Raw genomic sequence first — 24,652 nt, forward strand, 5'->3', positions numbered from 1 at the left:
TTAGCGGAACCTTTGATTATTTTAGGTGATGAGTATCGAATAATTCAATATTTAATAATTTGAGGCAGGTTAAAATTAAACTTTCTTCTTTCACCATCCAATTGGACGACTCGTTTTCTTAGGATGCATACGTCGGTCAGTTAAGGTTTCAATATCTTGCTCAATTTATCTGTTGAAGTACCCCATAAATTCGACTGATTGGGATAGTATTACTGCAATACACTGTTAATTATAATAATAGATTTAACGGTCTTCATTATATTTATGCATACGACAGTATGAAAATTCAACACTAAGCACTTTAGCTAAAGTGACAAAGGACATTGATAATTATTCTATTACCTGTTCTTATTGTCGTTAAATAATTAATTTGGACGTTATAATATGAGTGAAGGTTTAGTAACATTTTTGAATACCAAGAACTAGATTTTTCGCTATGGACAGGACTATAATGAGCCACTACACTTGGTGTGGAAGTTGATGATGCATTAGAAATTTCTGAGCACACCGATATATAGTCATTAATTGTTAAATAAGCATGGACGCTTTTGAACCTTAGATCGGTCATTGATGTTTTGTGAACTCTGAACATATTTAGGCTGATATTAACCAAAATTTTCTAATCATTTGTGAATCAGCTCTAAGCTCATACCAGCCGGTAACGCGCAATTTATATGGCAGAGCGTTTGGGGTCTAGTCCAAATTTTTCATCTGATAAATCTTTTTCTGCATCAAACATGAATGTTGCTCTGCGTTTGTCTCTCAGTGCATATATTGCTGTTTTAAAACATTTCTCGCATAAATCTAGATGATAAACATTTCCGTCTTCTTGTGAGCCATAGCCAAAAGTTGCACTTAACTTACCGGATTCTTGGTATTTTTCGCCATTCAACTCGATCATGACGCTCTCTTCACAAACATCACAAATCTTATCTACCACAGTTTCAACAAGTTTTTCTGCATAAACTTTCATTAATATTTCCCATGAAAAAAATAGCTACAATAAGTCATTATTCACTACGATGTTAGTTGTCAACGAAACTTAGTTGTATGACTACCGTAGTGGCTTTTTCGACTGTTAGTAATAAAGGTAAGCATACGTACTCTGAACACTGTAAACAGTTTGAGAAGCTATTAATGCTAATGTGAGAGTTACATTAGATTGGTCACTTAATTACATTAGTTTTGTCAGTTGATCACATCTAGATTTACCACTGTATCAGTGGGCGAAATCACTTAACCACAACACTTTATTCTGGTCTGATTAAACAGGGCACATTAATTCTGGATAATACAATCCACTACATAGTTGAATATGAATACAAAACGTCAGTACAAAACATATACCTGCAAATTTAGATCAGAAACATTGATCAATGCACTAAAGAGAAAAAAGTAAAACAGATTTAAATTTGTAGGTTTGTAAGACGTAAAGAGGGTGAAAATGTCTAGAAGTAAAACCTTATTTCATTTAAATTATATAAGTGGTTAATGTCTGCCTTGTCGGAACAGCGGGCGTTAGTAAAACAAAATCCAATGTCAGTTAACCGTAAAATGATCTTAACTTATTAATCGAAAACCCAAGATAATTAAGTGCTCACAGTAAATGTTATTTAATGATCGCTTTAGATGATCATGCCTGGCATTTTGGGTGTAATTGGGTGGCATAACTCATGTAATTATCCATGTGGAAGGTAGCTCTTAATTGCTTATTCAATGAGCTGAAACTTACATGAAATAATATAGCATTTCATTATGCATCTTTTTTATATCAACAACCATTTTCCTTAAAACTGATAACTGTCTAAATCTAAATATATAACCATTTATAAAGGCTATGTTGTAGTTTAGTGTGGGTTATTGGCTGGAAAATTGGAGTAGGCGGATTACTGGCAATGCCGTTCAAAATTTATCGTAAATATAAAAATGATGAGAATAGAGAGGTTATTCTCATCAAAAACATACTTATATTGATTAGAATGTAGGGGTGATTAGAATAAGCCCTTTATTCTAATCAAAAATAATGTTATTATGATTAGAATGCAATAGGTAACTAATATGAGCTTAAAATATAACTGGCAACATCCTAATTGGCCAAAATTTACATTTCAATCTAATGGTATTAACAAGATCATAAGTGAATATACTAAAATTTCTTCTAATCTTCAGGGGCAAGTTTCCCAACTTGATCAAAATAATAAATCTGAAGCCTATATATACTTAATGGTTGAAGAAGCAATTAATACCAGTGAAATTGAGGGTGAAAACTTAAATCGTGAAGAAGTGCGTTCATCTGTTACTCGTTATTTAGATCTAGAATTATCTCAACCTAAAGGTATCTTCCATAAAGAAAATGGTATTGCTTCATTGCTTATTGATGTTCGCAACAATTTTACCAATAATTTATCTAAAGAAATTGTTTGTAGTTGGCATAAACTACTTTTAACAGGACAAGAGGATTATTGCGCTAGAAGAAATATTAAAGTAGGCGATTATCGTAATGGACCAGTAGATATTGTTACTGGTAATGGTGATTATGAAGAAGTGGTTTTCGAAGGACCTCCAGGTGAAACAGTTGAAATTGAAATGGCTGCTTTTATTGATTGGTACAATGAAACATCTCCACTTAATGATAATAGCACATTCCTTCCCGGCCCTGTTCGCTCTGCAATTTCTCATATGTGGTTTACCTCAATACATCCTTTTGGTGATGGCAATGGACGTATAGCTCGTGCCATATCAGAACATGCACTATTTCAGGATTTTGAAATACCACCTTTATTTAGTATATCTACAACAATTAATGAAAATATAGATGAATATTACAAAATGCTTGCCGAAAGTTCTCGTATTAACCCATCTGTAGATCTAACCAACTGGGTAAAATGGTTTTCTGAAACAACAAAAAATGCCCAAGTTGATGCTAAAAACAAAATTGATTTCATCTTAAAGAAATCTATCTTCTGGGATCATCACAAAGATACAAGCTTAAATAAACGTCAGAAAAAAATCACTAGTAAGTTCTTTGATTTTGGCGAGAAAGGTTTGATTGAAAGTGGGATAAGCCCTGATAAATACCAGTCTATAACTAACTGTTCATCAGCTACAGCTACGCGTGATTTAAAAGATCTTGTTCAAAAAGGTATATTAACTCCATCTCAATCTGGTGGACGTAGCTTGCGTTACCATATAAACCTTATTGAAGAAAAGCCTGTATTTAATATCTTTCCGAAAGGAAACGATAAAAAGTTAATAGAGATCAGTATCAGGAAATTATCAGAGGATATTCAGAGAAACATTAATTTTCATCAGTCTCCAAATAAGCAATTAAATAAACTTATTGATAAGTATAAAGTTTTTTCTGATGATAACCCTGAGCATCTAGAGAAATTAAATGAGCTATTATCACAACTTGATGATAGTGGATTTACACCATAAATTGATTGAGATCGCATGTTGCGACCCCAACTAATGTATACACTTTTGTAAACACAAATAAAACAGTAACACCTATAAGATTAAGTATTTTCTGAAATTGATTTAATTATTTTTTTAGCTGAGCACTTTCTTGAATGGCTATGTTGTAGTTTAAAATTAAGATCATAAAGCCTCTTTTATCCACGTTTGATCTGAATACTCACCGTTATCTTCCATAAATCTAAACCAACTTAAATAATTCTCAACGTAGTCTGTTCCAATGCCATTAAACCTTTTCAACCAACCTTTCCAGCGTTTCATGTAATTATTCAAGGTTTGAATATGGTATACACCATCGATAACTAGTTGATTATCAAGTGCTATCAATCGCTTATGGTCAACATCTAGTTCCTTCGCAATATCTTTGTATGATAAATTACCATCCGTACAAAGCACTGAGCCTGATGATAATAGCGGTTTTAATTGGGCTTGAATATTTTCTTTTGTATTGCGCTCTAAAACCTTGTGCGATACAGCACCACTACGATCAAGCGCAATAAAGATAGGGACTTGTTTGATTCGTCCACCACCACGTTTGCGTGATTTACGGTCAATAACTCTCTTACCTTTAAAAGATTCCGGTAAGAATGTTTCATCGGCTTCAATAACTCCTGTAAGTTCTGATGGATTGAAGCTGGCAGGGGTTTTGATAAACATATGTCGCCAGCGAAATGACGTTCTAAGCGTTATGTCTAAGGCTTTAGCAGACTTCCTCAAGGATACTCCTTCCCACATTAGTTTCGTGTACTCAATCCATTTCTCCGATTTTTTCATGCGATAAAGAGGTGAATCAGCAAGTGCATTAAAAGTTTTGTTGCATGATTTACATTTAAACCGTTGAATTCCTTGCCTTGTCATCCCCCAACGATTTAATTGATGAGAATTACAATGAAGACAGTGAGATATTGTTTCTTCATGATCGGCAATAGCTTGACCTACCTGATTGCTAGCTATATTTGATTCGACTTCATGGCGAAGTTTTTTAAGCTGGGCGTAGTTTAGATTTGTAACGTTATGTAGTATATTTTGAAACTGCTTGGAAGCCATGTTGCACCTACCGTTATTAGGTTTCAGTACATTAAGTATAGTTTACCCACACCGAAAGACAACATAGCCTTTATAAAAGATATAATCCGATTAAAGCATTAACCGTAAGTTATTTTCTTTACTGACAGATATTTGTAAATTATCTTTATTTTCGGTGATTTTTCCTCTAGCGCAGAGCCTTCTTCCTCTAAGCTCACTTAAATTACCTAGTTTTTTGTTAAACTTATCTAAGTTTTTATTCCAAATTAATATTGATACAGACTGACTTGGGTATTTTTTGTCTAGATTAAGAAACGTTTTACTTTTAAGATTTTTTAATTCGACTAACTTACCGCAAGCGATTACCGTTTTCCCAACATGAAATGGTGCCTTAATAGCTTCTATTTAATTATCTGAATATTAAGTAAATATGAAATATTGTGTTGCTATAATTAGAGTTTAAAATGATGAATTCTACCACCTGGTTAGTAGTTTTTCATCGATTGGAGTCATATGATTGTTTCTGAAGACATTTCTCAAATTGTAGATAGTGCTCGTGTTATTTTAGATAGAATGCCTAGAGTTTACGGCGAATGTTTGTATATCAGCGCATTGTTTGTAGCTATGATAAATGACAATACTAAATTAGATGCAAAATTAGTGGTTGGTAGTTTAGTCGTTCAAGATGAAATTATATTTAATCATTCGGATATAGCATCCGCTATATCTCCTAGCGGAGACATATTGAGGAATTGGGGAGGTCATGCTTGGGTTTCTATTTCTGGTACGATTTACGATTTTTCAATATTTAGAGCAATTCATTCCAAGTACAAACCTGAAGTGATTTCAAATATATTAAATATATTAAACTTATTTGATGAAACATCTTATTTAATTTATGACTCTGACGAACTGAAAAAAATTGGCGTAGTTTATAAACAATATGAAGAGTTAACTGACTCAGATATCTTATTGTTATTACAAAGCGCAGAGCGACTTGACTTAATTAACAATTAACAACGTGTCCTGAGATAGACCACTAATGAAATTTAACTATTTAATTGAAAATTTTAAAAGCGATTAGTCCCTTCTTTTTAGCACAGCTAATTAGGTTGATTCATCATAAGGTGTGTTGGCTTAAAAGCTCTAATAATATGGACCTATTATTACTCACTTGGTTCATTACACTAACTGGTTGTATTCGCTTTGCTCATTATGATTCGGTTACTCTTCTAAAGGTGTTTTGTTTAGACTTCATCTAAGAAGGTCATCTTTTTTAAACAGTAATTAGAAAAGTTCTATTGTTACGAGTGTTATTCTTAGGAAGGAGGATTATTGAATAGTATTCCCTTATTAATTGTGTGACTTGAAACTATTATTCGTACTTCATTCAAAAGAGAGAACTATATGAAATTACTACTACCATCTGTGTTATTCATCTCTAACGTAGCTTATGGCATGTAGTGGTCAAGTTAATTTGGCCACGGATTTGTAGTCATTCCAATATAACTCTTCTGCTCTATTTGGACTTATTCTACCGTTATGTTGATGAGGCCTTGTTTGACTGTAATACCCAACAATGTAATCGGTTATCGCATACTTAGCTTCATCGATATTTGAGTAACCTATTCCAGGTACCCATTCTGTCTTTAAACTTCTAAAGAAGCGCTCCATTGGTGCGTTATCCCAGCAGTTTCCTCTACGACTCATGCTCTGCTGTATTTTAAATCGCCACAACAATTGGCGGTATTTCCTACTTGTATAATGACAGCCTTGGTCAGAATGAAACATGATGCCCTTAGGTTGACCACGCAATTCAAATGCCATTTTTAAAGCGCTACCAGTTAGTTCTGTATTAGGGGAGTATGAAATAGACCAACCAATCGGTTTTCTTGAAAATAGATCAAGTACAACGGCTAAATACGCCCAACGTTTTCCAGTCCAAATGTAAGTGACATCACCACACCAAACTTGGTTAGGTCCTAGTACATTAAACTCCCTCGCTAATGTATTTGGAATACAGATATGCTCAGTAGCAGACTTTTTGTATGAATGCTTACGAAGTTGGCAACTAACTAAACCAAGCTGTTTCATCAGTCGACTTGCACGATAGCGGGTTAACTCAAGTCCATTATTTGTTGCAATACTAGCAATCGTTCCCGCACCTGCTGAACCATTACTGAGCTTATGTATTGAACGAACTTCGCTATGCAACTTTACGGTTTCTGGTGATATTTTCCGATCCCGATTAACCCAATATTTATAACTACTGCGATGCACTGAAAACACGTTACATAATCGCTTGACTGAGTGGCTCTCTCGTAACTTTTTAACTAACGAATACTGTTCAGGGAGTCTGACATTAAGAGAGCGGTAGCCTTTTTTAGTATGGTTTTCTCTTCTTCAATACGCGCTATTTTCTTTTCTAGCTCTCTAATTTTAAGCTGATCAGGTGTCATTGGCGTGGCTTTAGGGGCAACACCTTTACGCTCTTCTTTGAGTTGGCGAACCCACTTATCCATGGTGGACTTACCAACATTCATTGCAGTTGCTGCTTCTATTACTGAGTAGCCCTGATCAACAACTAATTGAGCTGATTCTAATCGAAACTCGGGAGTGAAATTACGTTTGCCTGTTCTCTTCATTTTGTCACCTATTTAATGAGTGAGATGAATAATATCACCTCTAACTAGGTGGCCAAAATCACTGTACCACTACAAATAAATAGATTAGAAAAAACCAATAGAAATAACACTCTTAAAAGAAAAAGTGTCATTCGTTTTATATCTCTCAAAAAAATGCAAGTCATTGTTTTAAAATAAATAATTTTTTTAAATGTCTTATTGGTACTAAAAAAGAACATCTTATGATGAGATTTTCTTTTTGTTAGCTTTAATATTATTACTAAATTGTGTGTTAAATCGGGTAAAAGCGCCTGTTTTTTAAACAATAAGACTATTTATAGTAATAAAATTACGAGAAACAAGGAGTGTCATTCGTTTTAAAGCTAAAAGTCAGGAGTGTCATTCGATAAACGAGGAGTGTCATTCATTTTACGTAGTTTTATTACATAATTTATATGATTACACTGTTTTTTTCATAAAGATCCCTACTGAAGTCATTGGTTGCTGTATTTATTTGCCAATGAACATAGCGAATTATTAGATAGAAGAAAAAAGTAACCATTAATGGGTGAATATTGAATTTTACAGTAAGAAAAATTCAATAAAACGCGGAGTGTCATTCGTTATATATCTCTAAAAAAATGCAAGTCATTGTTTTAAAATAAATAATTTTTTTTGAATGTCTTATTGGCAATAAAAAAGAACATCTTATGATGAAATTTTCTTTTTTAGCTTTAATATTATTACTAAATTGTGTGTTAAATAGGGTGAAAGTGCCTGTTTTTTTAAACAATAAGACTATTTATAGTAATAAAATTACGAGAAACAAGAATTGTCATTCGTTTTAAAGCTAAAAGTCAGGAGTGTCATTCGATAAACGAGGAGTGTCATTCATTTTACGTAGTTTTATTACTTAATTTATATGATTACACTGTTTTTTTCATAAAGATCCCTACTGAAGTCATTGGTTGCTGTATTTATTTGCCAATGAACATAGCTAATTATTAGATAAAAGAAAAAAATTAACCATTAATGGGTGAATATTGAATTTTACAGTAAGAAAAATTCAATAAAACGCGGAGTGTCATTCGTTTTGGTAGTAAAAGTTATGGAACAAGGACTAATAAACGAGGTATGCGTATAAAATGACGATTATTCTCTTCAGCAACAGTTTGGCTCGGGTGAGCCAAAAATACTTATATGTAACTCATGTGACACATTATCATTTAAGTTGTTGCAGTGTACAAAATAATACTATCTCCATTCAGTAGGAGAGGTTTTTGTTAAGTATACTTAAATGAGACTATTTAGTTGATTCGTTAGATTCTATGCTTTTAGCGAAGCACACCTAACTAATCAGAATATGAATCTATTAAAAATAATAGGTTACAAATATGAAAGTTGACATGTCATACTTAGGAACATAAATTCTTTATGTAAGTAAACTTTTCAGTGAGGCGATGTATTCAATGCTTAATAGTCCATCAGTAAAGAAGACGTGATCTGGTCAACTGAATTCGGTCACACTAGTTAAGTTAGCTAAGTGTATTTCTGAAAATACTTAAATAAAAGTAGTAATAAAAGTTTCAAAGTTTTTACACTCTGTAGGATAGTCGCAAAGCAGGGCATTGTATGATTTAGCTGGATAATAAAGAGTATGAAAAATTATTTATGCTACTACTACATGTGATCTAAAAGGATTAGTTACTTACTGGGGACTCCATTTAGGTGGAGAACCGTTGAAATTTTATTAAGCTTTAACTGTTTAGCATGTCAATTTCACCATGCTTTTAAATTTTAAACCTTATTAAAGCGGCATTAGGTAACTGGAACGTTGCTTCTAGATAATTAATTCAGCTTTTTAGCAGTAAAAAATTATAGTTAATTTGTGTTCTTTTATAAACAAGATAATTAAAGCCTAGCAATATAGTCATTGCAATTTAATAATTCAAATCCATTTTTTAGTGCAAAAGCTTTTGATTTATCGTTTGTGCTTAAAATTTTAATTTCTTTAATATTAAACGATTCTGCAATTCCTAAAATGTACTTTAAAAGAGCTGTCCCATGACCTGATCTTTCATTTTTGAATCCAATAGTTGCAATCTCTATAGTTCTTTTTAGATTTGGATTTGAAATCACTTGAATGCGTAGATAGAGCCTTACGTTGTCATCTACTATATTAAGTATTGAACTACTGCTATCTTCGTATTTGAATGTTGAATCATAGAATTCATTATTAAAGTAGTTTCTTAATTGATTACAGAACTGATTGTTTTGAATAAGAATTTCTTTATGAGATTTTATATTATTACCAGTAGTTATATTAACTTCAGTTTTAGGTGTTTTTAATACTTGTTTTAGATTCTTTCCGAGTTTTATACGCATACTTTGCTCTTTGAAGGCAGTATTTTTATTTGGTTATTATTTAATTTTTCCGTTCCATTATAATTTGTTACAAGCACCCGTGTTAAAAGGCCTTCTGTTATTATCCATGTGCAACGAATCTAGAATTAATAATTGTTATGTTAATTTTTAAGCGTTAAAACAATGCGTCTAAAGCATTCATTGCTCAAAATTGGTAATCGTATTAATTAACTTCAAACACTGCTCAGATGCTGTTATTTAGATTTTTAGCTACAAAGGCAATGTAGATTATTTGTGTAATTCAAAAAATAAAAAAAGAAATCAATTATTAAATAATTAATTTCGTTAATGAATTTTACCTTCTCTTTATCTTCATTGATTGATAGTACATCTTAAGTTTATCGATGGGCACTTAAATGCTGAAGTCCCCCTAATGCTTTAGTTTTTTGTGTTTTTGCTTTCAAATGTATTATTTTGCCAGTCTCACTTCGTTCGACTTAATTTAAGCGAGTTTACCTAATCCACTTGCTCTGATTAGTTTTCTTATTGTATTCATTGGGTTATTTAAAATGTGTTTAAATGTACTATCTGATTTTAATAAAGTTATATTTATTGAATAAAAAATTATTACAATTAAGTAGGCGTTTATTTCTTTTAGTCAACTCGATTATTTCACCGCAATGCGGTGGCGTCGCTTCGCGATAAAAAAACAACGATATATTAAACAAAGCAATTATTATTTTTTAATAAATAACCTCAATTCTGCTTAAGGAATTGAACTAAATGCCCACCTAGCGATCAGATCTTTCGACCAATAACGATTTGAAAGCAACATAAGGTGGGCAGATGAATAACTTAGTAGAATTATTTTGTGATGTGGATAATTTTTGTCATCAATTTATACCTCAATTGGATTTATACCTCAATTGGAAATACAACTCATCACTGATGGGATTCGTAAGCGAAAACGCAGTTCGGCAATATCTTTCGGTGAGAGGATGACCATTATGTTCTCATTTTATCAATCAAATCACAGAGATTTCAAGAACTTCTACATCGGATTAGTTGAACGATATTGGACAGAGTACTTTCCAACTCTCATAAGTTATACCAGTCTTATCAATACTATGTCTGAACTTATTGCCCCTATGTGTGCTTATTTCCAAACAATTAAAGGTAAACCGACAGGGATTGCATTTGTCGATTCGACAAGTCTTAAGGGATGCCACAATATTAGAATTCCTAGTAATAAAGTATTTGCTAAGACAGAAAAACGTGGGAAAGGTACGATGGCGTGGTTTTTCGGTTTTAAACTTCACCTTTTAAGTAATTATCAAGGTTAAATCCTTGCGTTAAACATTAGTCCAGGTAGCACGAATGACGGTACACCAATACCTGATTTATGTAGAAATCTAGCAGGTAAGTTATATGCAGATAAGGGATATTGGAAATAAGTAAAAGAAAAACTAAAGATGTCAGATATTGATTTAGTCACGACTGTTCGTAAGAATATGAAAAAAATAGTAATATCAGCTTTCGATAGAGCTATGTTATCAAAGAGATAAATAATAGAAACGGTTAATAACCAACTAAAAAACATATATTAAATAGAGCATAGCCCCCACCGAAGTGAAAAAGGGTTTATGCTCAATGTTATTTCAGGAATAGTGGCTTATTGCCTAAAATAAGTAAAAGCCACGTATTAAGGTATCTAAAAGTGAATTAGAGATGAAGGCAGTTTGATAAATGCTATTGCTTATCCAGATCTCAGGTTAAACAAACTAGCAACTCTGTTTAAATAATTTATTGTTCTCAAATATAAGAGGAGGACACTTTTTTAAAAATTTACAGTAAATAATTGTAAATAGTGTTTATTTGCTTATTTATTGATCAATTTTGGGGTTTTTTTACTTTTTTATAATTTATGAACCTTGTTACTAAAAATCATTTTTTAGCTCTGTTTTCATAAAAGGTTATCAAATTAGTAGATTTATTTAAAAGGTATTAATAAACAGTTGTTTGATGATATCGATTTAACCTCTAATAAACTGGGAAAAAGTGAAAAGGCTAAAAATGAACTGATCACCACATTCTTAGGGCATTTAGATGAGATTGACTTCTGCCTTGATGATACTGAGATTGATGTATTAGGCGATGCTTATGAATACCTGATTGGTCAGTTTGCCAGTGGTGCGGGTAAAAAAGCGGGTGAGTTCTATATAATGTCATCTTTATTTTTACCCAACGAATGCCACCTTCATAAAGCTGCATAAACTGTTACTCTTTGCCATGCATTTTTAAGGCTAGTTTTAGCTTTTCAATTTCTTCCTTTATTTTATTTTTTTCCTTCGGGCTATCAAGAAACTTATTCGCTTCATCAATACTTTTAAAATCCTTTATAGACTTTACATAAAATAGAAACAATCTATAAAAATAAAACTGAAGTTGAAATGCGAAGTTTTTAGCATTTTGATTTTCTAAACCTGAGTGAATATTTGAATTTCTATACTCTCTGATATGCTCTAAGATCTGAGCATGGTAATTATATTCTTCAAAGAGAAAAGAAATTCTTCGTGATATTGCATCGCAGTTGCTTTCACCTCTGGTCGCTAAAGTTTCTAAAGTAGCCCATAATTTTACTACCGCAGTGTTTTGATCTTTTTCATCAAGAGATCTGACATAGCGAACAACTCCTTCGGTCAGAAGTGATTTATCTTTATGTTCTGCAATTGTGTTTATAAAAAAAAGAGTATTCTTGATAAGTAATTTAGGATTATTCAATTTTGAATTGTTAGCGGATACAAAGTTTGGTTCAAACCAATACAATTTATTCAATGCGGCATTGCCATTCTCTTCATGTAATGTATGGAATTTGCCAAGCCTAATAGTATTAACTGGCTTGTACGAGTCACCGACCATTTCCATTTTATAGTTAGTGAAAAGACATAATATTCCACGCCATAGATCTAAATCTTCAAGCGCTTGTTTAATTGCGCCATAAGGTGATTTCGATTTGCAGTAAACAATAACTTTTGAGTAATGGGTGTCTGAACCATTACTTTTTGACATATCATCTGCTTGTGATAATAAATCATTTCTTTGTACCTGATATTTTTTCGGGAAGTCAGCAACAATATGAATTTGACTGTTGCCGACATTGAATTTTTTTTGTGGGTATGACAGAGGTAGTGATAATGAAGTAAGCACTCTATAATTTTTAATTTTTGTAGCTAAATGATCTCTTGCTAATCTATTCAAGTTTTCCAGTACAGTGTTGTTGTCTAGGTTTTCTTTTGCCGACTGAGTAACAGCTTTAGATATGAGAGAAGGTAAGTATAAATCTCGTGAAGCGTTTTTAATTTCAACCATATTTTCTAACGCAACAATGATTTCATGATAATCCCAGCCAACAAATGACACTTTTCCATCTGCCGTTACTTGAACTATTTGTGATAGCTTATCTAATAGAACTTGTGGTTTAAGGTTCTTCTTCCATGTGTATATAGGCTTAGCCATGATAGTCACTCATTCAAATACATCTCCGCCATATCATCCAGTTTGGATTTAACTTCTTTCCAATTAGGCATTACTTGGGTTAACAAACGCCAAAATTTGTCACTGTGGTTATGTTCTTCAATATGGCAAAGCTCATGCAATATCACGTAATCAATACATTCTTTAGGGGCTTTAATTAAATGAGGGTTGAGCATCAAATTACCTTTGGTAGAACAGCTTCCCCATTGCTTCTTCATAGCCATCACTCTAAATGATGGAATATCTGTTACCCATGTCGCTTTAGTTAACATTTTATTTAAGCGTTCATGAAAAATTGCTTTAGCTTTACGTTGATACCACTTGTCTATTAGTGGTTTAACTTTAACTACCCGATCATCATTATCTTGGCCTATTTCATGTTTAAGCGTTACGTTCAATTTACCACGACTAAGCTTAACGTTAGACACTTGCTCAGAATCAATGAGAACTTTTAAAACATAGCGTCTGCCTAAGTAAAACTGGGTTTCACCGCTGACATAGCGCTTGGGTAAAACGTAATCTTTTTGCTTTGCAAATTCTTCTATATTTTGCCAAATCCATCGGGCACGTTTTAGCATCGCATCTTGAATCGAATCATCGGTGGCATCATGTGGCACTGTTGCAACCACACGTTGATCGGGATGCACCTTTATTACCACCTTACGAGCAACAGCTTTACTAGAACTAAATTTACTACTTTGTGATTTACGTATCACATCATAATGAATCATGTCATTACCATAATAAAAAGCACCACGCTCATCCGTTTTAGTGTTGCTTTTTTTAGTAACAATGTCAGCCGCAATTGAAGAACTAGCACCTGTTAATGAATTCGCCATAACCATTAACCTCTTGATAAACCAAGGCGGGTAATTTTAAGCACTGCTTCAATGAGCTTTTCAGCGTTATCAATACCTATATCGCCAAATAACATCGGCAGTAATTTCATACTGATGGCATTTTCAATTTCGGCAGGGTTGATAGAGTATTCAGCTACTGCATTGTTAACCACTTCATCAATATTAAAAGCAAACTCTACTAATTTCTCATTATCTAATGATTGTTCGATTAAGTAGTCTGCGCCAAACACATGCTGAAACAAACCAAAATAAGCTTGGGCATGTTTGTTTAACTTGCCTGAATCATCGGTAAAGTCGTTTGGTATATCGGCAATTTTTCGCTCCTTTACTTCTTGTTCAAAGTCAGCAAACAAGATGTATTGTTTAACTGGCGCATCAAACATTTCTTTGGTTTTCTCAATCGCTTTCTTTAACAGATTAGAAAAATACTCTTGTGCATAAGGGTCATCAGCAAGATCTTCTTCAATCATCTTGGTGATGCGGCCCGTGATCTTGTCTGTTTGGTTTCGAGCTTCATCATCACTCAGATCTTGTGGCTTGACGTTTTTACCCAGATTACCAACCAAGTAAGCACCATCAGGTTCTTTTACCTCAATACCCGCAATATGTTTATCTAATAAGCTACGGATATCTTCAGCGTATTCATCGTAATTGACGGTTTCATTGGCATCTTCACGCACTTGTTTGCGTAAATCTACCAAGGCTTTTAAGTCACTTTTATACAAATCACGTTTGCTATCGAAAGACTTATCTTCAAAGTAGCTAGCAGATTGTAAAGCGACCTTAATACAGTTAGAAAAAACAGTCAGGGCAGAGTAAAAGTCATCACGCTTTTTAAGATTAGTATCAATCAGTTTACCATCTACATCCTGTACTTTAGGGGCTAATACTTGTCTTAATGCAGGGCCATCTTGCTTATTTTTAACATTAGCAAAAATATCCCATAGCTCACTATGTAAGCCTGGTAACTTTTTATATTCCGTATCCATGCGGTTATACAAACCTTTAAGATCATCTATATCAAAGCCACCTTGGGTGCGTTCAGCCAAGTCTTGGTATTTTTCAATGGTGGTATCTAGTTCTTTAAGAATGCCACGGTAATCAATTAAGTAACCAAACTGCTTTTTACTATGTAAACGATTTACGCGTGCAATAGCCTGTATCAGATTGTGCTCTTTAAGTGGCTTGTCGATATAAAGTACCGTATTTTTAGGCTCGTCAAAGCCCGTTAGTAGCTTATCGACCACTATCATGATGTCTGGGCCATCGTCACGGCTAAAATCTTCTATAATGGCTTTTGTGTAAGCTTTTTCATCGCCCCCATAGGTTTGCGCTACGTTACCTTTCCACCAGTTTTGAACGATGTCTTTGCTGTCTTGATCAACAACGTCATGGCCTTCACGGGTATCAGGCGGTGACATAGCTACAACAGAAGTCAAAGATCCTATTTTATCTAATGCATTCTTATAGCGAATAGCCGAGGCTTTAGAGTCACAGGCCAGTTGGCCTTTTAAACCTTGCTGTTTGAAGTTTTGAAAGTGATCAGAAATATCATAAGCAATCAGATCAATTCGGCCTTCAGCTTGGTAAATTTGACCTTTTTGTGAAAACTTTTTCTTTAAATCAGTTCGTTGTTTTTCGCTTAATTTACTGGTGCTGCGCTCAAACCAAGCATCAATGGCTTTGTCATTCACGTTTAACTCAGGAATGCGCTCTTCGTATAATAAAGGCGTTACGGTTTTATCTTCAACGGCTTGTTGCATGGTGTAAGAGTGAATAATTTTACCGAACTTGTTTTCGGTCTTATCATCTTTTAATAGTGGCGTACCTGTGAATGCAATAAAGGCAGCTTTGGGCAGTGTTTGCTGCATTCGAATATTGTTTTCACCGTTTTGACTGCGATGACCTTCATCTACTAATACAATAATATTGGGACTGTCGTTAAAGCATTCTTTTTGCTTAATGGCTGAACCAAACTTATTAATGATTGAAAAGATAACACGTTCATTACCTTTACCAATTTGCTCGGCTAAACGCTTGCCAGATGTTGCCATAGCATCTTTTTTATCTCTGTCAGTCAGTACACCACCAGAGGCAAAAGTACGGCTAAGCTGATCTTCTAAGTCAACTCGGTCAGTTACGATGATCACACGAACTTGTGATAGCTCTTCCAACCAAACAAGGGCTTTGGATAAAAACACCATAGTAAACGACTTACCGCTGCCCGTTGTATGCCAAATAACACCGCCTTCACGAGCACCTGCTGCGTCAAAGGTATTAATGCGTTCAACTAAAGCTTTAATGCCAAATACTTGCTGATAACGAGCGACAATTTTGCCTGCTTTCTTATCGAACAAAGTAAACAATCGGGTCATCTCAAGTAAACGCTCAGGGCGTAATAAACTGATGATCAGTCTATCTTGGTCGGTAACGATTAAATCACCTGCGGATATTAACGATAAGTAGTCATCTTTAGCGTAAGCAGGTCGATGATTGAACAAACTATTAAGCTGTTTATCATTAAGACTACGATTTTTTAAGCGAACAAACTCAGCTTCAGGTATTAACTCTTCTTTCCACTTTGCCCAGAATTTTTCAGGTGTGCCGCATGTAGCATATAAACCTTCGTGCCCATTAACCGATAACAGTAACTGGCTATAAGCAAACAAGTGTGGAATTTCTTGCTGTCCTTGATTGCGAATTTGCTGAGAAATTGCCTCGGCATTGGTCGATTTACCTTCTTTATTAGAGTCAGGGCGTTTTACCTCAATCACCACTAAAGGTAAGCCATTTACAAAACAAACGATATCAGGAATGCGATTACCAGTGCCTTCAGCATTTTGTACAACCAATTCTTCAGTAAAATGGAATTGGTTGTTTTCGATAGTGTGCCAATCTATAAGCTGAATAGTCGGAGAGGCTTTTTTTCCATCAACAAACTCAGTAACACTCACGCCATACATCATAGCGTTATAGAGCTTTTCATTAGCGGCTTTAAGCCCTAAATTCATTGCTGGGTTTAACTCGTGCATCACTTTATCAATTGCGGCCTCAGTGAGCTTGTGTTGTTTGCCAGCAAAGGGAAAGGTTTGTTTAGCTAAAAACTCGCGCATTACAGGCATTAACACCACTTGATGGGTGCTTTTTTTATCTGCCACAAATGGATTGCCACGTAAGGCTTCACACTCACTAGGCGGAATAAATTGATAACCTAAATTAGTAAGCAAGGTTAGTGCAGGGATTTTTGAGCTAAATTCTTCTTGGAAATTAAGTGTATTATTTATCATGCGCCTTGTCCCTCTGCATTTGCTTCATTGTCTGGCACAGCAAGTACGCCAAGCTGAGTGAACAACTGTTTTAACGATGGAACTAAATCATCAATTGATGCTATAAATTCGATATATTTATTAAAAAGTATTGATGCTACTTCTTCATCTTTATTTGAAGTTCTAATAAAAAGAGACTGTTTTATTTTGGATTCAAGTTGAATCACGAAATCTCTAATCAACGGTTTTGACATCACTCGTTCTGGTTTAAATTGACCATCGTCAGACCAAGAGCGCATAACTTCAACAAACTGTAAGTTTTCAAACTCAGGTCTGTTGTTTTTCTGTCCATTGAAACGCTCTTCGACAGATTTATTTAATGGTGAATCAGGGTTGCGTATATCAGCGGAGAGTTGTTGTAATAGATCTACTATATGAATTTCTGTCTCAGCATCAGGTAAAAAGTCAATCAATGAACAAATATACCTTTTGAATATTGTTATATCTGAAAAGATCACTGATTCAATACAATACCCTTCATGACTATGTGGAGTACATTTTTTTCCAATGATTATATTTTTCAGACTTTCATCAATAGCTGCTGTTGAGAAATCTCTGTCAAATATTGCATTCCACGACTTCCCCTTTATTAAGGATGATAATGTACGCTTGTTATATTCAATCTTTTTGACAATATTATCTTTTCCTCTTAAAGGAAAGAAAGTTACTTCCGACAAACATCCTTGAACAGGATGAATCTCTTTAATTTTTCGATTAATCAAATGAAGGTAACTAGCATCATCGCTCCCTTCAACAAAAGCTATATGTTTAGCTTGATTTAATAACTCTAGCGATAATATTACTCCACCAAGAGCATTCTTTATTGCATCAAAGCCTGTAATATCAATTGGCTCTAGTGAACCAGAATGCTTAGCGTCATCACTTAAAAAGAAAACTTCTCCTTCTCCAGCATTTGTAACAAATTGGTCATTATGACTGATGACAAAAAACTGGTTGTGATCGATCTTTCTTAGGTGATTCAATAAATTTTGTTGCAGTTTAGAATGGATATGTGAGTCAGGTTCATCAACTAATAGTAGTTTTAAAGGAGCATCAATAAATTCAACGGTGGCTAATATCTCGACTATTTGTAAAAAGCCACTGCCTTGTAAATGAAGATCATATGGTTTAGAACCATTAACTGAAACATCAAGGCGGACATATTCATCTTTTTCTCGTCTGGTAGTTGGTGGTAGGGTAAATTTAACCTCTTTTTCAACTATTTCTGAAATACTTGCTTCTAGGTCAGAAATGGACTTTCTTTTAGATATGATTTTATTTCTTAAAACTTCATGAGAAGAGCCTTTTTGTATTTTCTTCTTAATTTGGGCCTCGTTGTAATATGGCTCAAACTGATGGACTCCAGCCACAGGTCGAGTTTGATAAATAAAAATGGCTTCATCTAAAAATTTACCTGCGCCACAAAACGCTTCAGCAAAAGCGGTAAACTGTTCCTCATCTGTTGGCTGGACACGATAAAAAGCATTTTCTATCGAGCTTGGACAAGTTACCTTAAACCCTAAGTTCCAAGTTTGAGCTTCTTCCTCATCATTGGTTAAGGCAATAGTAATTTCAGAACACTTTCCAAGCTCAGGATCTTTAGGGTTATGAAATAAGTCTTCGTCTTTCGTTATCCTTAGAAAGTCTAAATCTTGATAGTTTACATATCGATTAGTAGATTTTTTGACCTTGTAAAATCCTTTTCTTGAGCCAAGAATATAAGTTTGATAACACTTTTCCCACAAATGAATTGCTTCAAAAACGGTAGATTTACCTGAGCTATTTTCACCAATAATGATATTAAAATCTGGATTGGGATGTATAGAAATCTCTGCGAATGTTTTGAAGTTCTTTAAATTTATATAGCTAATTCTTAATTTCATAACCGTCAATCCCTAGACTAAAACCCTGCGCTTACCTGTTAACAACTGCTGCATTAACGCTTTTTTCTCTTGTTTTAGATCGGCAAGTTGTTGTTCTAGTAATTCGATTTCTTTATGGGAATTAGTTAACGTAGCTGCTATTTTTTGTTGCTCTTCTAGTGATGGTAGTTTTACAAAGCAGTGACTTATTTCACCTAAGTTTATTTTCTTTGGGAAGGCTACATGAATTGTTCGTTTCCATAATTCTCTGTGAAACTCTTTAGAATTAATGTAATAAGTTAGATAGTTGGAATCGAATTGCACATTAGACTTAAAAAGAGCCAAACTAACATAAAAAGAAGCTTGTACATCCCAAGTCAAACACTTGGCTGTTCCAATATCTCCGATCCTTGTCATCAATATATCGTTTCTTTCTAGCTTCACTCGTTTGTTCTCTTTTTCAAATACGTCTTCAGAAATAAACTTTGTACGTGAGAAATCATTGCGTGTTAAGTGCTCAACACTATAAAAGGGAACTCCTTTCTCTACATACTTTGGTGTACTGTGTGTACCATCATAGATCTTGGTGAGTTGACCAACTTCAATCTCTTCCCACTCACCCTCAAACGGTTTACCTGAATTATCAAGTAGGCGCTTTCTTTGGGTATGAGCGCCTGTGAGTAATTGTTGCATTAAGGCTTTTTTCTGCTGCTTGCTGTTGTCGATTAGGCGCTCGGTGATGCTAATCGCTTTATCCCAAGTTCCAAGGATAGTGGCGATTTTTTGTTGTTCTGGGAGTGGTGGGGTTAAAATTTTTGTAGACTTGATAGTTTTTAACGACAAATTTTTAATCGTTGAACCAGTCAGTTCAGATGTATAAAAAGACTGAGTTTTGGAACTTTTTAAAGCGTAGTAAATATAATCTACGTCTGTACACTCGGCTACATTGATATAACAAGCACTCTTGCCAAGAACCACATTTTCTCCATTATAATATGCTAGGTTGCCGATAGTGCCATTAATAGACATTAGGATTGTCCTATTAGTTAAATCGCGCCAATGTTTTTCCGCATTTTCAGCACAAACGTTTTTAGTTCCTTCAGTAATTTTTATTGAACCATTTTTTAAATTATTACCGTTCACAAAATAAATACCAGAAGATTCAACATACTTAGGAGTTGAATGAATTCCATCACTGATTTTTGTACTTAGTTCGTATAAGTGCTTATTTTCCCATCCATTAGGCACCATAACCCAACTCCTTTAAGTAGCCTTCCATTTCTGCTTCAAGGGTATTGAGTTCATTTTTAAGCTCAACACGCTCAGTACGTACTGTCACCAAATCAATTTCAGCTTCTTCTTCAAAGGTATCAACATAACGAGGAATATTGAGGTTAAAATCATTTTCAGCAATTTCATCAAAACTGGCTAGGTAAGCATATTTATCAACAGTTTCACGGGCTTTATAAGTATCGATGATTTTTTGAATATTATCTGGTGTTAATTGGTTTTGATTTTTGCCTGATTTAAACTCACGGCTGGCATCAATAAACAACACATTATTATCCGTTTTTTGCTTTTTAAAGAGCAAAATAGCGGCTGGAATACCTGTACCAAAGAATAGTTTTTCTGGTAAACCTATAACGGTATCAAGTAAGTTTTCTTCAATAAGTTGTTGACGAATTTTACCTTCAGATGATGCTCTGAATAACACGCCATGCGGTACAACTACACCCATGCGACCTGTTTCTGGTTTAAGGGTTTCAATCATGTGGCTGATAAACGCATAATCACCTTTGGTTTTAGGTGGTACGCCTCGTCTAAATCTGCCGTATGAATCACTGCTAGCATCTTCATGCCCCCATTTTTCAAGAGAAAATGGTGGGTTGGCTGTGACGATGTCAAAGTGTAATAAACCTATACCGTCTTTATCTAATAACTGAGGGTTGCGAATAGTGTCTCCCCATTCAATACGGTGGTTATCTTCACCGTGCAGGAACATGTTCATTTTGGCTAGTGCCCAAGTTGCACCAATGGCTTCTTGACCAAATAGCGCATATTTTTTTGAACCTGAGTTTTTACGCACCATTGCGCCACATTTTAATAATAATGAGCCACTACCGACACACGGATCACATATTTGATCACCCTCAACTGGCTCTAAAATGATTGCGAGTAAGTCTGAAACTTCTGGCGGAGTGTAGTATTCACCTGCGGTGGCACCACTGCCAGCGGCAAAGTGTTTAATGAGGAATTCGTAGGCATTACCAATAACATCTAAACTGCCCACACGCTCCGAGCTTAAGTTAAGAATGTCTTTGCCGAAATCTTCTAATAAGTGACGCAGTAAATCGTTCTTTTGTTTTTCTTGGCCTAATTTGTCGGTATTAAAACTGATGTCTTGGAATACGTTTTTAAGCTTAGTGCCGTTGGCTTCTTCTAAAGCATGTAGTGCTTGGTCAATACGTTGCCCGTTACCTGCTTGGTGACGTTGTTCGTATAAATCCCAAAAGCTAGCACCTTGAGGTAATACAAAACGCTGCTTAGACATCATGGCTGTTATTAATTTCGGATTATCGCCATATTGCTCAACTAGCTTGCTGTGATCGTCTTTATAAATATCAGAGATGTATTTTAAGAACAACATGGTCAACACGAAGTCTTTGTAGGTATCTGCGTTGATAACACCTCTAAAGGTGTCGCAAGCGGCCCATACTGCTTTGTTGATATCGTCCTGATTGATTTGGCTATTTGGCATTTTTTTATTCCTTGTATAACTATAGATTCGTTTGTTTAGTCGATTGTTTTTTATCAACTTGATTGCTCATTACGCTGTTAACGCTTTGTATGCAATCGCATCAAGTTGTTGTTGTCTGTTTTCAATGAGTTGCTGTAATACTTTTTGTTCTTTTACTCCGCAGCGGTGCATAGCTGTTAATTGTCGTTGTTTTTCTATTGGCAGCATTGTAATAGGCACATATTCTAAAATTTGCCTACGTACACTCAAATAAAGTGAGCCTTCTGCCGTTGTCTGAAAATAGCGCTGTGCAGGGAGTTGATTTAGTTGCCAGCATATAAATTCTGGCGTCACTAACTCTTTAAATGCTAGTTTTATTCGTACTAAAAAGAAATGTGGTGAGCACACCGTTTGCTTTGGTAAGTCTTCTACCACTGCGGAATAATGTTTGGCTCCTTTTGCCACAAAGAGTATATCTCCAGACTTTAACCAATCGGGCTGTTTTTTACTTGTTAGCGTGGTTTTGATCAATTCATCCTGAACTATCTCACCAGTGGCTTTTGTGTTTCGAACCTGTACAACATGCACATCACCATTGATATCTGGCTCTATAGAGCCCCTAAATGGGTGTCCTGAACAGATATGTGCAATATCACCAAGCCTAGTACCATGAGTAGCGTCATAAATACTCGTATTCATTAGATTTTTAACCTTGTTGGGCATTTTATTGATCTATGGGCAAACATATCTAGCCAATAAGTACTTTGAAGGCACTTATTGACACTTATTTAATTTATCCTTAATTATATTGACTTAGATGCAAGTAAATATCAATCATTTTATGCAGTATTTAAATATAGCAATTTGTATTGACAGGCATTCATTTCGACACCATATTTAATGCTATATTGAAATGGATCATTAAATATGAGCGGAAATTTACCAAAAGTTGTAAAAAAACCGTTAATTTAGGAAAGTTGCCTTATTTTTCTGATGTTGATGAGAATGGAAAGCACATAGTTATGTTCCATCAAGATCATATTGTTGATCGATTTCCAAGAGTATTATCACTAACGCGAGTTGTAGATGCGCTAGAAATTAACTTATTTTTGGAACACAGGTACAAAGGTTTGTTTATGCCACCCCAGCGAGGCGGTAAAAAGAACGCTTTGGGTCGGGTGTCGCTTGTTACCATGCATTCATTGGCAAATTCGATGTCTTTATTTTTACAATGGATAGAATTACATAACGTTGATTGGCATGAAGTATATGCGGTGAGTGATAGCGATAAATCTAAATATTGGTTGCCTGTGTATCGTTATCGTAAGTACCTTATTGATCAGATTATTACTAAGAAAATTGATAGAGATACAGCAAATTTGTATATCAATCATGTGCGTCAATTTTACGAATGGGCTAGAAAGCAACACCGCATTGAGAAGCTTCCTTTCAAATATAAAACAAAAGTGATTAAGAAAAAACGTAAAGACGGCAACATTCATTTATTGTTCACTCAATATGGTGCTGAAGAAAAAGGCTTTACTGTCACCACTACAGATCTATTGATCCCCAAAAAATACAAGCAGAAAAAATCTACCGATACGAGTTTATCACCATATGATCAAGATGAGTTGCAGTTACTTTATACCAGTAATGCACTAAGTAAACTTGGGCCAAGATTAAGAGTAGATTTAGCGGTGCAATGTGGACTTAGGGCAGATGAGGTGGCAACTTTTGAAGCTAACCATGTTGTTGATCCTGCTCTTAGTGATAAATCTATTTACTTCGTCACTATTATTGGTAAGTACGATAAAGAACGCACCATCATGGTTTCAAAAGGATTAATAACATCATTATGGTTAACCGTAACGATGAAGAGCATCAACACAGACTTTCGAAGTGGCAATTAGCCAAAGGCAGTTGTGATTATGCGCCTTTGTTCTTAAATCGCTCAGGCAATTTTATGTCACCTAAATCAGTTGGAAATGTGATCTCTAAAGTACGTAAAGAACTTAGGCTTGTTGGAAAGGTATTGAAACGTGATTTCCACTACTTGCGATCAACATTTGCCACAAACCTTGCTGGCTTTTTGATCCATAAAAACCTGCCTATTGGCTTTGTGCAATTCAAACTAATGCAGTTAATGGGTTATGCTGATTTTTCGACAACACAAAAATATATCAACTTTGCTCGTTCTTTAACATTTGATAAGCAAATGGCAAGTTGGGTAGACAAATTGTTTGGTGAGTTTGTTGCACCGTTACAAGAAGACGCATTTAAAGCAGAGATCGAGGCAGACGCTAATGCTTGATCAAACTATTGATTTGTCGAACCTCACAACCAAGCTTGCTGCTTTTATGACAGAAGAAAATGCTAAACGAGTGCTATTGCATTTAAGGCTCTTTAAAAATTTATTATTAAAATACGCCATATTACGCTCAGAAACCAAGACAATACTGGATGATATTCATGTTTTTCTGACTGATGACAAGTGGTTGAACTTTGAAATATTGGCTGAGCAATTAGATAAAGGTGACGATGTGCTATTTAGACGTTGTTTGTTTCACTTTGCTAAATGTATGGAGCCTTCTGTAATAAGACCCAGTGCTGTAAAGGTTTTTGATACCGACATTGATTTATTACATTGGTATAGAAAAAGCTTTCGACTCGGACATCTACTGCGTTTTTGCTTATTTATTTGGAATAACTACACATCATAAGCTCAGCCTTGTAGATAAAGCCAGCAACTTGTCACAAAAATAAACTTAAAAGATAAACAGTCCTAGGCATTTATTTTTTAATACCCACTTGCACTTATATTTATCTATCATATAATTTAACT

At 34.6% G+C, this 24,652-nt stretch carries 16 protein-coding genes and 2 pseudogenes; 7 read left to right on the forward strand and 11 right to left on the reverse strand.

The window, feature by feature from the left end; translation table 11 throughout:
- Positions 1 to 670 precede the first annotated feature (670 nt).
- Complete coding sequence (locus SP041_RS14505; protein ID WP_025566105.1) at positions 671 to 973, reverse strand: hypothetical protein; 303 nt, start codon at positions 971 to 973, stop codon at positions 671 to 673.
- A gap of 1,085 nt (positions 974 to 2,058) precedes the next feature.
- On the opposite strand from SP041_RS14505, the gene SP041_RS14510 reads away from it, so the two are divergent.
- Positions 2,059 to 3,438 (forward strand): DUF4172 domain-containing protein, encoded by a 1,380-nt coding sequence (locus SP041_RS14510; RefSeq protein WP_025566104.1) that lies wholly within the window; start codon positions 2,059 to 2,061, stop codon positions 3,436 to 3,438.
- 162 nt (positions 3,439 to 3,600) lie between these two features.
- Here SP041_RS14510 and SP041_RS14515 read toward each other — a convergent pair whose 3' ends face one another.
- Positions 3,601 to 4,524 carry an IS1595 family transposase gene (locus tag SP041_RS14515; RefSeq protein ID WP_025566103.1) on the reverse strand — a complete coding sequence of 308 codons (924 nt, stop codon included), beginning with the start codon at positions 4,522 to 4,524 and terminating at the stop codon, positions 3,601 to 3,603.
- 492 nt (positions 4,525 to 5,016) lie between these two features.
- On the opposite strand from SP041_RS14515, the gene SP041_RS14525 reads away from it, so the two are divergent.
- Positions 5,017 to 5,520: a hypothetical protein gene (locus SP041_RS14525; protein ID WP_025566102.1), complete on the forward strand. Its 504-nt coding sequence runs from the start codon at positions 5,017 to 5,019 to the stop codon at positions 5,518 to 5,520.
- A gap of 450 nt (positions 5,521 to 5,970) precedes the next feature.
- Here the strand turns inward: SP041_RS14525 and SP041_RS14530 are convergent.
- Both SP041_RS14530 and SP041_RS14535 read right to left on the reverse strand, forming a co-directional pair.
- Positions 5,971 to 7,148, reverse strand: a protein-coding gene (locus SP041_RS14530) for an IS3 family transposase (RefSeq protein WP_137297898.1) whose coding sequence is annotated in 2 segments (ribosomal slippage) — positions 5,971 to 6,890 and positions 6,890 to 7,148 — 1,179 coding nt in all. Because the reading frame shifts where the segments join, the coding sequence is not laid out codon by codon here.
- 1,890 nt (positions 7,149 to 9,038) lie between these two features.
- Positions 9,039 to 9,512, reverse strand: coding sequence for a GNAT family N-acetyltransferase (locus tag SP041_RS14535; RefSeq protein ID WP_025566099.1), 474 nt, complete (start codon positions 9,510 to 9,512; stop codon positions 9,039 to 9,041).
- Positions 9,513 to 10,337: 825 nt separating this feature from the next.
- On the opposite strand from SP041_RS14535, the pseudogene SP041_RS14540 reads away from it, so the two are divergent.
- Together SP041_RS14540 and SP041_RS14545 are read left to right on the forward strand one after the other, a co-directional pair.
- Positions 10,338 to 11,183 (forward strand): annotated as a pseudogene (locus tag SP041_RS14540) (IS982 family transposase).
- Between the two features lie 323 nt (positions 11,184 to 11,506).
- A pseudogene (locus SP041_RS14545) lies at positions 11,507 to 11,710 on the forward strand (N-6 DNA methylase); the annotation flags it as partial.
- A 58-nt stretch (positions 11,711 to 11,768) separates the two neighbouring features.
- Here SP041_RS14545 and SP041_RS14550 read toward each other — a convergent pair.
- The 7 genes from SP041_RS14550 to SP041_RS14580 form a co-directional block, all read right to left on the reverse strand.
- On the reverse strand, positions 11,769 to 13,007 hold the full coding sequence (locus tag SP041_RS14550) for a hypothetical protein (RefSeq protein WP_025566097.1): 1,239 nt from the start codon (positions 13,005 to 13,007) through the stop codon (positions 11,769 to 11,771).
- 5 nt (positions 13,008 to 13,012) lie between these two features.
- Positions 13,013 to 13,864 carry a SprT family zinc-dependent metalloprotease gene (locus SP041_RS14555; RefSeq protein WP_081695457.1) on the reverse strand — a complete coding sequence of 284 codons (852 nt, stop codon included), beginning with the start codon at positions 13,862 to 13,864 and terminating at the stop codon, positions 13,013 to 13,015.
- 5 nt (positions 13,865 to 13,869) lie between these two features.
- Positions 13,870 to 17,172, reverse strand: coding sequence for an HsdR family type I site-specific deoxyribonuclease (locus SP041_RS14560; RefSeq protein ID WP_025566095.1), 3,303 nt, complete (start codon positions 17,170 to 17,172; stop codon positions 13,870 to 13,872).
- On the reverse strand, positions 17,169 to 19,094 hold the full coding sequence (locus tag SP041_RS14565) for an AAA family ATPase (protein ID WP_025566094.1): 1,926 nt from the start codon (positions 19,092 to 19,094) through the stop codon (positions 17,169 to 17,171). The genes SP041_RS14560 and SP041_RS14565 overlap by 4 nt, the downstream gene beginning before the upstream one ends.
- 12 nt (positions 19,095 to 19,106) lie before the next feature.
- Positions 19,107 to 20,324: a restriction endonuclease subunit S gene (locus SP041_RS14570; RefSeq protein WP_025566093.1), complete on the reverse strand. Its 1,218-nt coding sequence runs from the start codon at positions 20,322 to 20,324 to the stop codon at positions 19,107 to 19,109.
- Positions 20,314 to 21,831, reverse strand: a complete 1,518-nt coding sequence (locus SP041_RS14575; RefSeq protein WP_025566092.1) for a type I restriction-modification system subunit M — start codon at positions 21,829 to 21,831, stop codon at positions 20,314 to 20,316. The genes SP041_RS14570 and SP041_RS14575 overlap by 11 nt, the downstream gene beginning before the upstream one ends.
- A gap of 69 nt (positions 21,832 to 21,900) precedes the next feature.
- Positions 21,901 to 22,533 (reverse strand): restriction endonuclease subunit S, encoded by a 633-nt coding sequence (locus SP041_RS14580; RefSeq protein WP_240791479.1) that lies wholly within the window; start codon positions 22,531 to 22,533, stop codon positions 21,901 to 21,903.
- 413 nt (positions 22,534 to 22,946) lie between these two features.
- Between SP041_RS14580 and SP041_RS14585 the strand changes: the two genes are divergently transcribed.
- From SP041_RS14585 to SP041_RS14595, 3 genes are read left to right on the forward strand one after another with little or no spacing between them, the layout of a single operon-like run.
- A complete protein-coding gene (locus tag SP041_RS14585) occupies positions 22,947 to 23,720 on the forward strand; it encodes a hypothetical protein (RefSeq protein ID WP_137297899.1) in 774 nt (257 codons plus the stop codon).
- Positions 23,666 to 24,121 carry a tyrosine-type recombinase/integrase gene (locus SP041_RS14590; protein ID WP_025566089.1) on the forward strand — a complete coding sequence of 152 codons (456 nt, stop codon included), beginning with the start codon at positions 23,666 to 23,668 and terminating at the stop codon, positions 24,119 to 24,121. Before SP041_RS14585 ends, SP041_RS14590 begins: the two co-directional genes overlap by 55 nt.
- Positions 24,114 to 24,530 carry a hypothetical protein gene (locus SP041_RS14595; RefSeq protein ID WP_025566088.1) on the forward strand — a complete coding sequence of 139 codons (417 nt, stop codon included), beginning with the start codon at positions 24,114 to 24,116 and terminating at the stop codon, positions 24,528 to 24,530. Before SP041_RS14590 ends, SP041_RS14595 begins: the two co-directional genes overlap by 8 nt.
- Positions 24,531 to 24,652: the final 122 nt, after the last annotated feature.

This window comes from Psychromonas sp. SP041 (assembly GCF_000470315.2).
Lineage (GTDB): Bacteria > Pseudomonadota > Gammaproteobacteria > Enterobacterales > Psychromonadaceae > Psychromonas.

Excerpts from the sequence above, each read along its gene's own strand:
- SP041_RS14565 (WP_025566094.1), bottom strand. The coding sequence starts at position 19,094 with ATGAAATTAAGAATTAGCTATATAAATTTAAAGAACTTCAAAACATTC.
- SP041_RS14580 (WP_240791479.1), bottom strand. The coding sequence starts at position 22,533 with ATGCCCAACAAGGTTAAAAATCTAATGAATACGAGTATTTATGACGCT.
- SP041_RS14570 (WP_025566093.1), bottom strand. The coding sequence starts at position 20,324 with ATGGTGCCTAATGGATGGGAAAATAAGCACTTATACGAACTAAGTACA.
- SP041_RS14575 (WP_025566092.1), bottom strand. The coding sequence starts at position 21,831 with ATGCCAAATAGCCAAATCAATCAGGACGATATCAACAAAGCAGTATGG.
- SP041_RS14550 (WP_025566097.1), bottom strand. The coding sequence starts at position 13,007 with ATGGCTAAGCCTATATACACATGGAAGAAGAACCTTAAACCACAAGTT.
- SP041_RS14595 (WP_025566088.1), top strand. The coding sequence starts at position 24,114 with ATGCTTGATCAAACTATTGATTTGTCGAACCTCACAACCAAGCTTGCT.
- SP041_RS14535 (WP_025566099.1), bottom strand. The coding sequence starts at position 9,512 with ATGCGTATAAAACTCGGAAAGAATCTAAAACAAGTATTAAAAACACCT.
- SP041_RS14555 (WP_081695457.1), bottom strand. The coding sequence starts at position 13,864 with ATGGCGAATTCATTAACAGGTGCTAGTTCTTCAATTGCGGCTGACATT.
- SP041_RS14585 (WP_137297899.1), top strand. The coding sequence starts at position 22,947 with ATGCCACCCCAGCGAGGCGGTAAAAAGAACGCTTTGGGTCGGGTGTCG.
- SP041_RS14515 (WP_025566103.1), bottom strand. The coding sequence starts at position 4,524 with ATGGCTTCCAAGCAGTTTCAAAATATACTACATAACGTTACAAATCTA.
- SP041_RS14510 (WP_025566104.1), top strand. The coding sequence starts at position 2,059 with ATGAGCTTAAAATATAACTGGCAACATCCTAATTGGCCAAAATTTACA.
- SP041_RS14590 (WP_025566089.1), top strand. The coding sequence starts at position 23,666 with ATGGTTAACCGTAACGATGAAGAGCATCAACACAGACTTTCGAAGTGG.
- SP041_RS14560 (WP_025566095.1), bottom strand. The coding sequence starts at position 17,172 with ATGATAAATAATACACTTAATTTCCAAGAAGAATTTAGCTCAAAAATC.
- SP041_RS14505 (WP_025566105.1), bottom strand. The coding sequence starts at position 973 with ATGAAAGTTTATGCAGAAAAACTTGTTGAAACTGTGGTAGATAAGATT.
- SP041_RS14525 (WP_025566102.1), top strand. The coding sequence starts at position 5,017 with ATGATTGTTTCTGAAGACATTTCTCAAATTGTAGATAGTGCTCGTGTT.